This window comes from Flectobacillus longus (assembly GCF_030056705.1).
Classification (GTDB): Bacteria; Bacteroidota; Bacteroidia; order Cytophagales; family Spirosomataceae; genus Flectobacillus; species Flectobacillus longus.
Map to the genome: position 1 here is coordinate 55261 of NZ_JASHIC010000006.1, position 16586 is coordinate 71846.

The 16586-nt window shown below is 38.3% G+C and carries 11 protein-coding genes; 7 read left to right on the forward strand and 4 right to left on the reverse strand.

What is annotated here, in order from left to right; translation table 11 throughout:
- Positions 1-106: 106 nt before the first annotated feature.
- Positions 107-976: an AraC family transcriptional regulator gene (locus tag QM491_RS05465; protein WP_283326267.1), complete on the reverse strand. Its 870-nt coding sequence runs from the start codon at positions 974-976 to the stop codon at positions 107-109.
- A gap of 297 nt (positions 977-1273) precedes the next feature.
- Between QM491_RS05465 and QM491_RS05470 the strand changes: the two genes are divergently transcribed.
- From QM491_RS05470 to QM491_RS05490, 5 genes are all read left to right on the forward strand, one after another.
- Positions 1274-2188, forward strand: coding sequence for a dihydrodipicolinate synthase family protein (locus QM491_RS05470; protein ID WP_283326472.1), 915 nt, complete (start codon positions 1274-1276; stop codon positions 2186-2188).
- A gap of 80 nt (positions 2189-2268) precedes the next feature.
- Positions 2269-3735, forward strand: coding sequence for an aldehyde dehydrogenase (NADP(+)) (locus QM491_RS05475; protein ID WP_283326268.1), 1467 nt, complete (start codon positions 2269-2271; stop codon positions 3733-3735).
- A 315-nt stretch (positions 3736-4050) separates the two neighbouring features.
- Positions 4051-5052: a 4-hydroxyproline epimerase gene (locus QM491_RS05480; protein ID WP_166550898.1), complete on the forward strand. Its 1002-nt coding sequence runs from the start codon at positions 4051-4053 to the stop codon at positions 5050-5052.
- A 285-nt stretch (positions 5053-5337) separates the two neighbouring features.
- Entirely contained in the window at positions 5338-6747 is a 1410-nt protein-coding gene (locus QM491_RS05485) for an APC family permease (protein ID WP_283326269.1), read from the forward strand.
- 81 nt (positions 6748-6828) lie between these two features.
- Positions 6829-9216, forward strand: coding sequence for a glycoside hydrolase family 127 protein (locus tag QM491_RS05490; protein WP_283326270.1), 2388 nt, complete (start codon positions 6829-6831; stop codon positions 9214-9216).
- 133 nt (positions 9217-9349) lie between these two features.
- Here QM491_RS05490 and QM491_RS05495 read toward each other — a convergent pair whose 3' ends face one another.
- Together QM491_RS05495 and lon are read right to left on the reverse strand one after the other, a co-directional pair.
- Complete coding sequence (locus QM491_RS05495) at positions 9350-10243, reverse strand: phosphatase domain-containing protein (protein ID WP_283326271.1); 894 nt, start codon at positions 10241-10243, stop codon at positions 9350-9352.
- 97 nt (positions 10244-10340) lie between these two features.
- Positions 10341-12827, reverse strand: coding sequence for an endopeptidase La (gene lon, locus QM491_RS05500; RefSeq protein ID WP_283326272.1), 2487 nt, complete (start codon positions 12825-12827; stop codon positions 10341-10343).
- Positions 12828-13361: 534 nt separating this feature from the next.
- On the opposite strand from lon, the gene QM491_RS05505 reads away from it, so the two are divergent.
- Together QM491_RS05505 and QM491_RS05510 are read left to right on the forward strand one after the other, a co-directional pair.
- Positions 13362-14672: an NCS2 family permease gene (locus QM491_RS05505; RefSeq protein WP_283326273.1), complete on the forward strand. Its 1311-nt coding sequence runs from the start codon at positions 13362-13364 to the stop codon at positions 14670-14672.
- A 170-nt stretch (positions 14673-14842) separates the two neighbouring features.
- Positions 14843-15694: a 5'-methylthioadenosine/adenosylhomocysteine nucleosidase gene (locus tag QM491_RS05510; RefSeq protein WP_283326274.1), complete on the forward strand. Its 852-nt coding sequence runs from the start codon at positions 14843-14845 to the stop codon at positions 15692-15694.
- Positions 15695-15796: 102 nt separating this feature from the next.
- Here the strand turns inward: QM491_RS05510 and cobA are convergent, their stop codons facing one another.
- Complete coding sequence (cobA, locus tag QM491_RS05515) at positions 15797-16585, reverse strand: uroporphyrinogen-III C-methyltransferase (RefSeq protein WP_283326275.1); 789 nt, start codon at positions 16583-16585, stop codon at positions 15797-15799.
- Between the last annotated feature and the right edge of the window lies 1 nt (position 16586).

The window sequence follows — 16586 nt, forward strand, 5'->3', positions numbered from 1 at the left end:
GAAAACTATTTATTTCGGAAGTGTAATTTTCTATATTTCGTAAAAATTAAAGCTATTTTACTTTATTTCCGAAATCAGAAATCCCAAATCTGAAATTGTTAGTCTTTCACTTAAAAAACTCCTCCAAATACTCACTTGGTGATTTGCCCTTGATGCGTTTGAAGATACGGTTGAAGTTGGTAATACTATTAAAACCACAACTATAAGCTACTTGCGCAATACCGATGGGAGATTCGTTGGTGAGTTTTTTACAGGCTTCATTAATACGTACTTCATTTAAGAAAGATAAAAAGGTATGACCTGTATGCTTTTTGAAATATCTACAAAAAGCATGCGGAGTCATGTGCGCTTTATTGGCTGCATCTTCGAGTGTAATAGGCTTTTCAAATTCTTGAATGATAAAATTATAGATATTACTCATTCTCAATCCCTCGTTTTCACTGTAAAGTTTTGGTCTTGAGCCTTCCGAAAGTGCATCTAGTGGTTCTATGCTAGAAATTAGCCTCAGCAAATCCATAAAATGAATCATTTGCTCGATACCAATATGTTCATGAATGAGCATCATTTTGGTCGAAACCTCCTCCGCTTTTTCTGTGGGTATCTTAAATCCGTTGGGATTTTGTTGTAAAAAGCGTTTTATATTGAGCATTTCGGGTAAATTAAACAAAGCTGATAATGGTCCATGAGGATTGAAAAATAGTACCAAGGCTTGAATCTCTAATTCGCTTTTAGGTAAAAAATAGCTCGGATCACTCTTAAACATGTGTGGTTGATTGGCTCCCAACCAAAAAATATCATTCGATTTGAAAGTGTGCATATTATTATCCGCAATCAAAGTTCCTTCGCCTTGCTGCACCCATGTAATCTGTATCTCCTCGTGTCTATGCAAATGTGGATAGAAATACGGCATAATGTCCTGCTGAACAATAATCGTATGATCGTGCGGTACGGGAATGGTAAATTGTAGTACTTTCATTTGCTGATTAAATACTTGTTAAAAGAATTCAACATGAATCTATAGGCACTCTATCAATATGTCTATGACAAAATAAAATCTAACCTCCGCTGCCCAAATCCAATACCCAAAAGCTAAAATTAGTTTGCCTTCATGCTACCAAAATACTATTTTCTACTAATTAGCTAAATATAAACAACTTTATAGACATATCACACATAAACAGGTTAATATCTGACTATAATTGATTAAAAATCAACCTTTGACCCGCTTGTGTTTTGGGTAATTTTGATAAAAAACAACAACAGAACTATGGCAATCAATTGGCAAGGCGTATTTCCCGCTGTGACGACAAAGTTTGGTACAGATGACCAACTTGATTTTGAATTATTTGACAAAAACTTGCAATTCCAACTTGAGGCAGGTGTCGACGGTATCATTCTTGGCGGAACCTTAGGTGAGGCAAGTGTACTGAGTCTAGAAGAAAAAGGAGCGTTGGTAAAGTTTACCGTTGAAAAGGTAGCAGGACGTGTTCCAGTAGTGTTAAATATTGCAGAAGGAGCTACCAGAGATGCAATTCAATTGGCTAAACTAGCCGAAGAATGGGGTGCAGCTGGTTTGATGATGCTTCCTCCTATGCGCTATAAAGCAGATGACTACGAAACAGTAGAATATTTCAAAGCGGTAGCCAATTCAACTACGCTTCCTATCATGATTTACAATAACCCTGTAGATTATAAAATTGAAGTAACATTAGATATGTTCGCTGCCTTGGCTGAGTGCGAAAATATTCAGGCAGTAAAAGAATCTACGCGTGATTTGACCAACGTAACCAGAATGCGTAACCGTTTTGGCGACCGTTTCAAAATCATGTGTGGTGTAGATACCATTGCTATGGAACAATTGGTGATGGGTGCTGATGGATGGGTTGCAGGTTTGGTATGTGCCTTCCCTGAGGAAACAGTGGCCATTTATAAATTAGTAAAAGCTGGTCGCTACGAAGAAGCTCTTAGCATTTACCGTTGGTTTATGCCATTGTTGGAACTAGATATTCATCCAAAATTAGTACAATACATCAAGTTGGCTGAATCAAGAGTTGATTTGGGTAGTGAAGCGGTACGTGCGCCACGTTTGGTGATTAGCGGTGCTGAAAGAGAACGTATTTTAGCACTTATCGATGGCGCTATTGCAATCAGACCAACTTTGCCAGATTATAAGGCGATTGTATTATAATTTGAAGATTTGGAGATTTGAAAATGTGTAAATCGTTCATTTTCAAATCTTCAAATTCCCACATTTTCAAATTTAAAAAAATGTCTCAAATCATTTCAACGGTAATGCAACAAGCACAAGAGGCATTTGAGCATTATCGCCAAGTATCGGGTAAAAACCGTGCTATATTTCTAGAAACCATTGCAGAAGAAATAGAAGCATTGAAAGATTCGTTGGTGGCAATTGCTCATCAAGAAACCAATCTTCCATTGCCAAGGCTTCAAGGAGAAATTGGACGAACAACAGGTCAATTACGCATGTTTGCTCGTCTTGTTGCCGAAGGTTCTTGGGTTGAAGCCTGTATCGATACAGCCAATCCTGACCGAGTGCCTCCTAAGCCAGATACTCGCAAAATGCTTGTTCCGATTGGCCCTGTGGCTATTTTTGGTGCTAGCAATTTTCCGTTTGCTTTTTCTACCGCAGGCGGTGATACCGCAAGTGCTTTGGCTGCTGGTGTTTCGGTAGTCATTAAAGCGCATCCTGCCCATCCTGAAACTTCAGTATTGATGTTCTCAGCGATGGAAAAAGCCATTTCACGTTGCCAAATGCACCCTTTTACGATACAACATCTCAACGATGCTAGTAACGAAACAGGTAAAGCGTTGGTGATGCACCCACTTACTACAGCGGTTGGTTTTACAGGCTCGCAAGCAGGCGGAAAAGCTCTCAAAGCATACGCAGACCAAAGAGAGGTTCCTATTCCTGTCTTTGCCGAAATGAGTAGTATCAATCCTGTAGTTTTATTTCCTGAATCCTTAAACCAAACTAATACAACGTTAGCAAAAACCCTTGCAGGTTCTATTTCGCTAGGGATGGGACAGTTTTGTACCAAACCGGGCTTGCTTTTGGCAATCGATAGTCCTGCATTAAGTACTTTTTCAGAGACCTTAGAACAAGAGCTTACACAGGTTGCCTTGCATCCTATGTTGCACTCTGGTATTGCAAAAGCCTTTGATAAAGCACGCTACACTATTACATCGCAAGCAGGAGTAGCTTCTGAAGCTTCTCTGGCTGTGGTTGAGGATTTAGAAAAACCTACTCCTAGTCTTGCGAAGGTCTCAGCAAAGGATTTCATCGAAAATCCACTTTTACATGAGGAGGCATTTGGGCCTTTTGCTTTACTTGTGATTTGTCAAGATGTACAAGAACTTTCACAAGCCCTCAAAGCACTTGGTGGACAACTTACCACAACCTTAATGGCAACAGAACAGGATGTTGAAAACTATCCTGAAATTCTGTCGCTCCAATGTTCTCTGGCTGGTCGTGTGATTTTGAACGCTGCCCCAACAGGTGTAGAGGTTGCGGGTAGCATGGTTCATGGAGGAGGCTATCCTTCAACTTTTGACGCTCGTTATACTTCAGTGGGTACAGGTGCGATTAAGCGTTGGGTTAGACCAATTTGTTTACAAGGATTCAAAGATTGGATGTTACCAGAAGAATTAAAAGATGGTAATCCATTAAAAATTTGGCGTTTGGTCAATGAGACATTTACCAACGAAGCGATTTAGTTAGTAAGTTAATGAATGATTACGTGATTAGTTATTACTGCTTAGGCACTCGAAATTAGCGACTATGAGCTTTTGACTATTAGGTGTTTGTATGTGGAAAACCTTTTACTGTCGACTACTCACTGTTCAATATAATCCTTTCGGTGCCTTTGCCGTAATTTTTAACATTTGTAGGCAGTTTAAAACGTAAAGCATTAAGTAATCGAGCTGAATTAAGCTGAATGGACTAATGAGATAAAATATTAGTAATCAAAAAAATTACACTCAAAACTCATCACTCACAATTCATCACTCATACTTACCCCTGAGAAAACTATGAAAAAAACATTTTTTTGTGTCGACGCCCATACTTGTGGTAATCCCGTGAGACTAGTGGCAGGAGGTGGGCCTGTGCTTGAAGGAAGTAATATGAGCGAAAAACGCCAATATTTCCTCCAAAATTATGATTGGATTCGAAAAGGACTGATGTTCGAGCCTCGTGGTCATGACATGATGAGCGGAAGTATTTTGTATCCTCCTCATGACCCAGAAAATGACGTAGCGGTATTGTTTATCGAAACAAGTGGCTGTCTGCCCATGTGTGGACATGGTACCATCGGAACAATCACGATTGCAGTAGAAGAAGGATTAATCACGCCAAAAGTAGAAGGAAAAATTCGTATGGAAGCTCCTGCTGGTTTGGTGTTAATTGACTATAAACAAGAAGGTAAAAAGGTAAAAAGCGTAAAACTCACCAACGTATCTTCTTTCTTAGCAGCTACTGATTTAAGTGTAGAATGTCCTGATTTAGGTCCTATCAAAGTAGATGTTTCGTATGGTGGTAACTTTTATGCCATTGTAGATGTTCAAGAGAATTTCAAAGGCTTGCAACATTACAGTGCTGACCAGCTTATTAGTTGGAGTAGAACCTTACGTAACCGCATCAACGAGCAATATTCTTTTGTGCATCCCGAAAATGATACTATCAAAGGTTGCTCGCATATCTTGTGGACTGGCGACGTATTAGACCCAACTTCTACAGCTCGTAATGCAGTATTTTACGGAGACAAAGCCATTGACCGTTCACCATGTGGTACGGGTACTTCGGCACGTATGGCACAATGGTACGCCAAAGGTAAATTAAAGAAAGGGGATGAGTTTATACATGAAAGTATCATTGGTTCAAAATTTATTGGAAGAATAGAAGAAGAAACTACCGTAGGAGGAAAGCCCGCCATGAAACCAAGTATAGAAGGCTGGGCAAGAATCTATGGCTACAATACCATCAATATCGATCCAGAGGATGATCCTTATGCTTATGGGTTTCAAGTACTGTAGCATCAATGCTGAGTTGTGAATTGTGAGTTGTGAATTTAAAATGTAATATTTTAATTATCAGCACCTTGCACCCATAATCACTCAAAATTTTAATTTGTAGGATTACCCTCATAAGTGTGCAAGGTATATCTGATATTTTACCTAATGCCTAAGGCTTACAGCCTAAAGCAATATGATTTTATTTTACATTAATACCTGACTTTATTGAGTGATTGAGTGGTGGAGCGGTTGAGTGAGTATGAAGATTTACACTTATTCAATCGCTCATTCATCAATCACTCAACTATGTCTCAAGAACAACCATCCTTCAAACGCTCCTTTCGCCTCTTCGATGCCACTATGATTGTGGCAGGCTCAATGATTGGGTCTGGGATTTTTATTGTAAGTTCTGATATTGTCCGAAATGTGGGTTCGACAGGAGGACTTCTTTTGGTTTGGATTATTACTGGATTACTCACTGTAGCGGCGGCCGTTAGTTATGGCGAGCTAAGTGGTATGTTTCCCAAAGCAGGAGGACAATATATTTATCTCAAAGAGGCCTTCAATCCTCTGGTTGGTTTCTTGTATGGTTGGAGCTTTTTTACCGTAATCCAAACAGGCTCTATCGCCGCCGTTGGGGTTGCCTTTAGCAAGTTTTCGGCCTATCTTTTTCCTGTTTTAAGCGAAAAAAATATTCTATTTTCAGTCCTAGGACTCAATATTTCAGCAGCACAACTTACCTCTATAGCCCTTATCATTTTTCTTTCGTTTATCAACACACGTGGTGTTCAATACGGCAAATATGTCCAGTCAATTTTTACAGTGACCAAACTGCTTGCCTTATTCGGATTAGTTATTTTTGGATTCATCCTTACGGCTAATACCGAAACTTGGCATCATAACTGGCAAACAGGCTTTTCTATTCAACAACTTACCTCTTCAGGATTTTTACCATACACAGGTTGGGCTGCCTTCGGAGCAATCGCCGCTAGTATGGTCGGAAGTTTGTTTAGTAGTGATTCTTGGAATAATGTGACATTTATCGCTGGCGAAATCCAAAATCCACAACGCAATATTGGTCTAAGTCTTTTCCTCGGAACACTCATTGTAACAAGCATTTACTTACTCGCCAATATCATGTACGTTTCGGTACTAGACTTACCAGCTATTGCTTTTGCAGAAAATGATCGAGTGGGGGTAGTAGCTTCGCAACATATTTTTGGAGAAGGAGGTACTATGATTGTGGCAGTCTTCTTAATGATTTCAACTTTTGGTTGTGATAATGGACTTATCTTGGCTGGCGCCCGTGTGTATTACACGATGGCAAACGATGGTCTATTCTTCAAAAAAGTAGGAGAACTGAACAAAAATGGTGTTCCCGAAAAAGCGCTATGGATTCAATGTGCTTGGGCTTCGGTTTTATGCTTGAGTGGTAAATACGGCGAACTCCTCGACTATGTGATTTTTGCAGTACTCATTTTTTATGCACTTACCATTCTAGGAATTATTCGTTTACGAATCAAAAAACCAGAACTTGAAAGACCTTACAAAGCATTTGGATATCCGTTTGTGCCATTACTGTATATTTTTACAGCAACTTGCATTTGTATTTTATTACTTATTTATAAACCAAATTATACTTGGCCAGGCTTAGGCTTAGTGTTATTAGGAATTCCTGTTTTTTATATATTGAAAAAAACTAATAGTGAATTATAAATGAGTGTCTGGAGAGTAAATATTATTTAAAATGATATTTGCTCAAACTGGATCTTCATTCAAGCATTCGCGCCATAGAATATGATACACAAAACAATACTTTTCTGCTTTTTTTGTTTAGGAGTTTTTGCCCAAAAAGGCGATTATCCTATTCAGCCTGTGGCATTTACACAAGTTCATTTTAAAGATAATTTTTGGACGCCCAAAATGCAGGTAAATGCCAATGTGACTATTCCTTACACGCTTAATCAGTGTAAAATCACAGGACGTATTGACAATTTCCGTAAAGCAGCAAAGCAAATCCCTGCCGATAAAAGCACTTCTTTTACGTTTGATGATACCGACCTTTATAAAGTCATTGAAGGGGCTTCTTACAGTCTACAAACACAGAAAAATCCTCAGCTAGAAACCTATCTTGATTCCTTGATTACGATTATTGGCTCAGCGCAAGAGGCAGATGGCTATTTATATACTTTTAGAACCATGCCTATCCAAAAACCTCATGAATGGCTTGGCGCTAAACGTTGGGAAAAAGAAGAAGATTTGAGTCATGAACTCTATAATGCTGGTCACTTGTTCGAGTCAGCAGTTGCACATTATCAGGCAACAGGCAAAAAGAACCTTTTGAATATTGCCATCAGAAACGCTGATTTATTGGTAAAAACCTTTGGTTGGGGAAAAGAAGAACGCTTTCCTGGACACCAAATCGTAGAAACAGGTTTGACAAAATTGTATAGAGTCACTGGCAAAAAAGCCTATCTTGATTTAGCTAAGTTCTTTTTAGATTTAAGAGGAAAAGAAGGACACCTCAATCAAGAATATAGCCAATCGCACAAAAAAGTTGTAGATCAACATACTGCTGTTGGTCATGCGGTACGTGCCACCTATATGTACACAGGAATGGCTGACGTGGCAGCGCTTACTGGCGACAAAGCTTACTTGTCTGCGATTGATGATATTTGGCATGACGTAGTTGATAAAAAACTTTACATCACAGGAGGAATCGGTGCGACAGGCAATGGCGAGGCTTTTGGCGACGATTATGATTTGCCAAACATGAGTGCTTACGCAGAAACCTGTGCTGCTATTGCGAATGTCTATTGGAATCAGCGTATGTTTTTATTACACGGCGATGCACAATATGTTGATGTTCTTGAAAGAACACTTTACAACGGTTTGCTTTCAGGAATTTCATTGAGTGGGGATAAGTTTTTTTACCCAAATCCACTGGCGTCTATGGGGCAACATCAGCGTCGTGCTTGGTGGGATTGTGCTTGCTGTGTTTCAAATATGACTCGCTTCTTACCTTCAGTACCGGGATATACGTATGCTCAAAATCAAAAAAATCTTTACGTAAACCTTTTTGTAGGAGGGACTGCCACTATTCAATTACCCAATACAGCTGTGATGATTACCCAACAAACGGCATATCCTTGGGAAGGGAAAAATGACATTACGATTGCTCCTGCCAAAACAGCACAGTTTGCTTTACGCATTCGTATTCCGGGTTGGGCATTAAGTAAACCATCATCAGGTGATTTGTACAAAGATGAAACACCAGAAAGCCCAATCCAGCTTTTGGTAAATGGTAAAGTATTTTCTTATAAAATGGAAAAAGGCTATGCTGTAGTTGATAGAATTTGGAAAAAAGGCGATAAAGTAAGCTTCACACTTCCTATGGATGTAAGAAAAATTTTGGCTAACAGCAATGTAAAAGCTGACAAATCAAAATTTGCCTTACAGAGAGGGCCAATGGTATATTGTTTGGAAGGAAATGATAATACCTCAGCATCAGTCATGAGTTTGGTTGTGGATAAAAGCGCTCCTGTTACAGCCTCTTATCAACAAGATTTGTTGAATGGTGTCATGACTTTGAACATGAAAGGATTTACCACACAAAGACAAGTAGGTTCTGAAGAATTGGTAAAGAAAACGACAGACATCAAGGCGATTCCGTACTACTCATGGGCAAATCGTGGGGCTACAGAAATGACAGTTTGGATTCCGTATGAAGAAACGGCAGCACGCCCAACCCCTGCACCAACTATTGCCAGCAAAAGTAAGGTGTCAGGTTCTGTAAGTAATCCATTGATGCTAAAAGCGCTAAATGACCAATATGAAGTAGAAAACTCTAATGACAAAAGTGCCAATTTCTTGCACTGGTGGCCTAAAAAGAATACTACAGAATATCTTCAATATGACTTTGACCAAACTTATACAGTATCCTCGTCAAGCATTTATTGGTTAGATGATAGTCCTTGGGGAGGCTGTCGTATTCCTGCTTCTTACAAGATTTACTATCAAAAAAATGGAGAATGGATTCCTGTAAAAGTCATTAATCAAAGCCCTATTGCCAAAGACCAGCTCAATAGTATACAATTTGAGCCCGTAACAACCAAAGCAATCAAAATGGAAGTGCAACTACCTGTTGATAATGCTGCTGGGGTTATAGAGTGGGCTGTGAAGTAGGAATGTAAAATATTTTTAGAAATATCAATTGAATCCTAATTTTCTTTAGTAGTAAAAGGGAAATTAGCTTTTTAGATAATCTAGCAAAGATCTTCGGACGTATCCGAAGGTCTTTTATTTTTAGGAAATCTTATCAATACAAATCTCCATAACCCACTTGCAAACACGGAATCTGAAGTTCTAATCTCCAAAGATCGACAGCCTCTTGTTGTGTTTCTAAGGTTAACTTAACTTGGTATTTGGAAGCTATTTCCTGCTCATAAATCTCCTTTTTATGTCTAACTCCTTTAATACCTGAAGGATACATTAATAATTTATCAAACTCAACTCGATTATAATAAAGCCAATTTTGTGTTTGTCGGCGGTAGGTTTCTGGTCGCTGAGTTAGTAAAATGATTTTATAACCCTTAGCCCTGTAAATATCTAGTAACTCTTTGATGGGTTGATGCACCAAATCATTTTCACTTAAAAAAATATCCTGCAAGCTTCGTTGCGTAGGCATAGCAATTACATTATCTAACTCGCAAATAAGGGCAGGAGGGAGAGATTCATCTTTTTCAGCATAGTTATATAGCTTTTCTTTGGATAAAATATGCTGGCGATACAACTTCGAAACCACTGTAGCTCCTACACTACTTTCTCGCTGACTATCACGCTCAATACAAGTGCCTAAGTCTACTTCAAAAGGTTTTATTTCTATTTCTACCTTAGTACGATGTATTTTCTGAAATTGCTCCACGACCTTTTTCACTCGCTCGATAGGTCTTTCCCAAAGATTAGTATCATCGATAACTACATTCTTTCCAGACTTGAGTGCTTCAAACAACATCATATCACGAAGTTGTTCGATAAAGCTTTCATTTTCTTTTGAATGCACACTATCATCGAGCATAGCACGCATATCATCCTTATTAAGGCGTTTCCATAAACCTCGGCTATCAGCTACCAAGGATTTGGCAAATGTAGATTTCCCACTAGCAGGAATTCCTTGTAGAATAAGTACTTTTTGAGGCATTTGTTCGAGCATAAAAAAGGCACAGAGTATAAAAGCTCTGTGCCCAAGTTGGATAATTTTAAATCCTATAAATATGAAGCTATTGGACCCAAAAACGATTCTCAATTACTTACACTAATGCATTTTCTTTTTTCTCTTCTGGAAAAATAAAATCAATTGGCTTACTAACTTTTTCAGGTAATAAAGCTATTTTCAACACCTCATCCACATGATCTACATAGTGGAAGGTAAGGTCTGAGATATAAGCAGGTGTGATTTCTTCAATGTCCTTTTTATTTTTATTACAAAGAATTATTTCTTTAATTCCTGCACGCTTAGCTGCCAAAATCTTTTCTTTGATACCGCCTACAGGTAATACTTTCCCACGTAAAGTTACCTCACCAGTCATAGCCAAATGTGGTTTTACTTTGCGTTGAGTCAAAGCCGAAGCAATAGAAGTAGTCATCGTAATACCTGCTGAAGGTCCATCTTTTGGCACTGCTCCAGCTGGTACGTGAATATGCAAATGATAGTTATCAAAAATGCGATAATCAATACCATATTCATCCGAATGAGCACGCAAATACGAAAGCGCTGTTAAAGCGGATTCTTTCATTACATCACCCAGTTGTCCAGACAAGGTAACGCCACCTTTTCCACGGCTCAATAATGATTCAATAAAGAGAATATCTCCACCTACAGGTGTCCAAGCTAAGCCTGTAACCACGCCCGCTAAATCGTTGGTTTCATATAAATCTTTATCAAAAACCTCTGTACCTAATAATTTCACGACATCTTCAGGCTTGATAATCTTTGGATATTCGTCGCCCATTGCAATGGCTTTGGTAATTTTACGAATCAGTTTACCGATTTCTTGTTCCAATTTACGCACACCCGACTCACGTGTATATCCTTCAACTATTTTTTGAAGTGCTCCATCGGTCACATTAATTGTTTTATTTTCGAGACCATGTTCTTCTTTTTGTTTTGGAAGTAAGTGTTTTCTACCGATTTGAACTTTTTCTTCCATCGTATAACCACTAATATCAATAATCTCCATACGATCACGTAAGGCAGGATGAATTGTATCTAGTGAATTAGCGGTAGCTATAAATAAAACCTTCGATAAATCGAATTCTACTTCCAAATAATTATCAAAGAAGGCACTATTTTGTTCGGGGTCAAGTACTTCCAACAATGCCGATGACGGGTCACCACGATGATCGGCACCAACTTTATCGATTTCGTCGAGGATAAATACAGGATTTGAAGAACCTGCCTTTTTAATATTCTGAATCAATTTGCCTGGCATGGCACCAATATAAGTTTTGCGGTGCCCACGAATTTCTGATTCATCATGCAAGCCACCCAATGCCATACGTACGTACTTACGACCTAGGGCTTTAGCAATCGAACGTCCCAAAGAGGTTTTACCTACTCCTGGAGGTCCATAAAGACAAAGAATTGGCGCTTTCATGTTGCCCTTCATTTTAAGAACGGCTAAATACTCGATAATACGTTCTTTTACTTTTTCGAGTCCAAAATGATCTGCATCTAAGACTTTTTGCGCTTTCTTTAGATCAAAATTATCTTTCGAGTATTCGTTCCATGGCAAGTCAGCCAATAGCTCTACGTAGTTCATGAGCATAGGATACTCAGCCGACATAGAATTAGTACGCTGTAACTTTCCTAATTCTTTTTGGAAATGGTCAGAAATTTCTTTCGACCACTTTTTATTTGCTCCTTTAGCACGTAATTTATCAATTTCAGCCTCTGGGCTATCCACGCCTAACTCCTCTTGAAGAACCTTAATTTGTTGGCGCAAATAATAATCTCTTTGTTGCTGATCTATATCGCTACTGGCTTTACTCTGAATCTCTCGTTTGAGTTCGAGCAAGTCAATATCTTTCATCATATACTGCAACAAATTTTGAGCTTGTTCAATTCCACTGAAAGTTTCAAGCAATTGCTGTTTTTCGGCCAATTCTGCATTGATATTAGCAGAAAGAAAATGTACCAAGAAATTTGGCGACTCGATATTATCCAGTGCAATTTGTGCCTCACGAGGAATGTCAGGGTTTAACAACAGGATTTTTCCAGCCGCATCACGCAGAGACTGAACCAAAGCTTTGTTCTCACGATTTAGCTTCGTTGGAAAAGTATCTTCGATATAACTTACTTTAGCTAGTAAATGTGGCTCAGTTTTTACGTATTCGGTTACTTCAAAACGTTTGCGTCCTTGAACAATAATAGTAATATTTCCTCCTGGCAGCACTATCATTTTTAAAATATGTGCTACTGTGCCTATTTTATATAAATCGTCGCCTACAGGTTCTTCTTTACTAGGATTAGCTTGTGCGATTACGCCTATTGTACGGTCGCCTTTGTAGGCTTTTTTGACAAGGCGTACAGATTTTTGTCTTCCTACCGTAATAGGAATCACCATCCCTGGAAATAATATGATATTGCGGATGGGAAGTATGGGTAATTCATTTGAGAGTTTGCCTAACTTCTCGTCATCAACTTGTTCTGTACCTAAAGGTATCAACTCAATCCCATCGAAATCCGAAATTTCTGCAAGTCTGAGTGTATCAAAGAATTTTTTATTGTAGCTCATAATCTCCCTCTAAAAAAATTTGGATAAGCGGTAAGGTATTATAATTAATTAACATTCAGCAATGTGCTTTTGGCTATGAGCTTACAAGCAAATTAGAAGCAATAGTTGAACAATTTTTCCGTAAGCAAGTTGCTGTTGATAAATTTTCACTTATAATTTGAAGAAGTTGTAGAAAAAATAATGTTTTAAAAAAAAGTTTTTATTCTGCGCTTAATTCCAAATTAGTAAGTAGCTCAACTGACAAAGTGTCAGAATGGTAATAAAGTTATAGTAAAATCTGAATACTTTTAAAGTGAATTATTAAATGGTCAAAAGCTGTGCCAATGAACAAGTTGTCAGTATTCTTGTAAGTGACTGACTCAAAATAGCTTTCATAATCGTCAGGTTTAAATTTGTATAACGGTTTCATCCAAAAAAAAGTGTCATATATGTATTGAAACTAATTTAATAAGAAATAGTATTAAAGTCATGAGAAAAGACCCCTAATTTGGGAATGTCTTATTTGGGCTGTATTTTTAAAGAAATCCCTTTTTCATGACAACTAAAATTACTTCCAATCGCACTGAAATTCTCGCTGGTGTCAGTTCCTTTTTGGCCACTATGTACATCATTGTAGTCAACCCTTCTATCCTAAGTCAAACAGGAATGCCCTTCAATGCCGTACTTACAGCTACCGTTATTTTAAGCTTTTTTTGTAGCTTAATGATGGGACTTTATGCCAAAAATCCAATTGTTGTTGCTCCTGGTATGGGGATGAATGCCTTCTTTACTTTTACTGCTGTCAAGGGTATGGGCATTAGTTATCAAATAGCCCTAGGCGCTGTGTTTTGGGCAGGTGTTCTATTTGTCATTCTTTCTGTATTCAATGTTAGAACTTATATTGTAAAAGCCATTCCGACTCAACTTAGATTTGCCATATCAGCAGGAATTGGGCTTTTTATTAGTTTAATAGGTTTTGAGAATGCCAAATTCATTGTGGATAACCCAGCAACTCTAGTCGGTATCGCCTCATTCAAAGACCCCATAGTTATAACGTTTCTCATAGGCTTATTTATAACGGCGATTCTAATTGTTCGACAAACTACAGGCGGAATTATCATAGGGATAGTACTAACAACCCTATTGGCTATCCCGATTGGGCGATTGTGGGGCGATGCCTCAGCCATTAACTTTGGGAATGCTCAACTAGTTACTTGGCAAGGAATTTTTTCTTCTCCTGATTTTAGCTTATTGTTTCAATTAGACTTGGTCAACTCCCTGAAAGTCTCCTTATTTCCTGTAATTTTTGCATTTGTTTTCACTGATATGTTCGACAGTATTTCAACCTTTGTTGGCATTGCTGAGGCAGCAGATTTGTACGATGAAAATGGCGAACCACAAAACGTTAAAAAATCATTAATGACCGATGCCGTAGCAACGCTTTTAGGAGGCATTTTAGGTACAAGTCCAGGCACTGCCTATATTGAGTCTGCTGTTGGTATCGAGCAAGGAGGTCGAAGAGGGCTCACTGCCATTACGGCAGGGCTTTTGTTTTTGCCCTTTATGTTTTTGTCTCCACTTTTGAGCATTGTACCTGCCATTGCAACAGCACCAGCCTTAATCATTGTAGGGGTTTTTATGATGAAACCAATTGCAAAAATCAATTGGTCAGAACTTGACGATGCCGTTCCTGCATTTTTATCTCTTGTACTTATCCCATTTTCATATTCTATTACCCAAGGTATTATTTGGGGGTTTCTGAGTTGGACGATTATCAAAGTATCAGTAGGAAAATCTAAGGAGGTTTCTCTTGCCTTATGGATTATTGACGCCTTTGCATTAGTAGCGCTTTTCTGGGGACATTAGATAAACGTATTTATCGAATTTCTGTGCTATTTATAAATTTTTACGATTTCAAGTTAGACTATTTATTAATTCAAATGCAGAGTAATGTTTTAGGCTTAGGTTATCAGCTTTGTATTACTGAATGTTAATAACCTCCTAAAGCAAAAAGCATTACTTCATATCTCACAAACATGTCCAATTTTAGCTTAAAGCCATCTTTTTGTGTATCTATTCGCACAACTTTCATCAATACACTCATATTACTTTGCTTCTTTAGCCCAAAGGTTTTTTCTCAAAAAACCAAAACGATTACAGCAATCGTAGGGGCATTCAATGCAGAGATACAATTATTGGAAGATTCACTCAAAAACAAAGAAGAACATCGAGTAAAAGGAGTTCGTTTTTTGACGGGGGAACTTTCAGGAAAATCTGTTGTAATAGCCCTAACTGGTGTGGGTAAAGTCAATGCCGCTATGACTACCACTTTATTATTGATGAATTGGCAACCCGAAAGACTCATTTTCACAGGTATTGCAGGTGGTATTGCCAACGGTATTGCTCCTGGGGATATTGTTATTGCCAAATCATGTGTTCATCATGATTTTGGTAGATTACAAAACGAAGGTATTACGCTTCGTGCTACTCGCAATCCAGCAACGCTACAACTCAATCCAATATACATTCCTTCTGACAGTATTTTGGTGGGTATTGCTCAGCAGACAGCTCCTAAATGTACTTATCAAGCTGTTGGGAAAAATAATAGAATGCCTCAGATTTTAACTGGAATTATAGCAACAGGAGATGTTTTTGTCAATTCTCAATCAAAAGTCGATGAGCTACGAAAAAATCTTAAGGCAGATGCCATAGAGATGGAAGGAGCCGCTGTAGCACAGGTGTGTTATCAGATGCAATTACCCTGTTTGGTACTCAGAAGTATAAGCGACAATGCCAATGGAGATGCACATCAAGATATGCCTAATTTTGAAAAAATTGCTGCTTATAATTCAGCTAGTTTGGTATTGAGTTTACTAAAAGTATTATAAAACAAAAAAAGCTCATAGTAATAACTACTGAGCTTTTCTAAATACCTAACCACTAATAATCTTTAAACATGCCTTGGGGCTTGTTAATATGTCGAATGTGTACTAGACACTAAACTTCTTTTGTGCAATAGACTGTAATGTGGACGTTGAAGCAAACTTTACTACTTCTCCAAGCACAATAACGGCAGGGTTTGATAGCTTATTGTGCTCAACGACGAATTTAATATTTTTAGCAGTACCAATTCCAACTTTTTGATGAACGGTTGTACCTTGCTGTACAACGGCAATAGGCAAATCTGCTTTTCCCTGTTGAATACATAGTTCTGCGATTTGTTCTATTTTACTCATTCCCATCAAAACAACAATAGTTGCTGATGATTGTAAAGCTAGTGCCAAATCTTTGGATAAAGAACCATCTGATTTAGTACCAGTAATCACCCAAAAACTTTCGCTAACCCCTCTCGTTGTCAACGGAATACCTGCATACCCAGCAGCTGCTACCGAAGAAGATATACCAGGAATATAGGCTGTTTCTAAACCAAATTGTTGAGCATATTCAATTTCTTCCATACCTCGTCCAAAAATAAATGGGTCACCACCTTTCAAACGTACCACATGCCCATACATATAGGCTTTTTCGACTATCAAAAAATTAATAGCATCTTGAGAATGGCTTTCTCCTGGGCGTTTGCCTACATAAATTTTTTCGGCTTCGGGTTTACAATAATCTAATAATTCAGGAGCAATAAGCGCATCATAAAGTACGACATCAGCCGAGGCTAATGCCTTGGTGGCTTTTAGGGTAATTAAATCTGGGTCACCTGGGCCAGCGCCAACTACAGTCAAGCGTGGTTTAGGTTCCAATGTATGAAAAGCTTCTAAATTATTCATA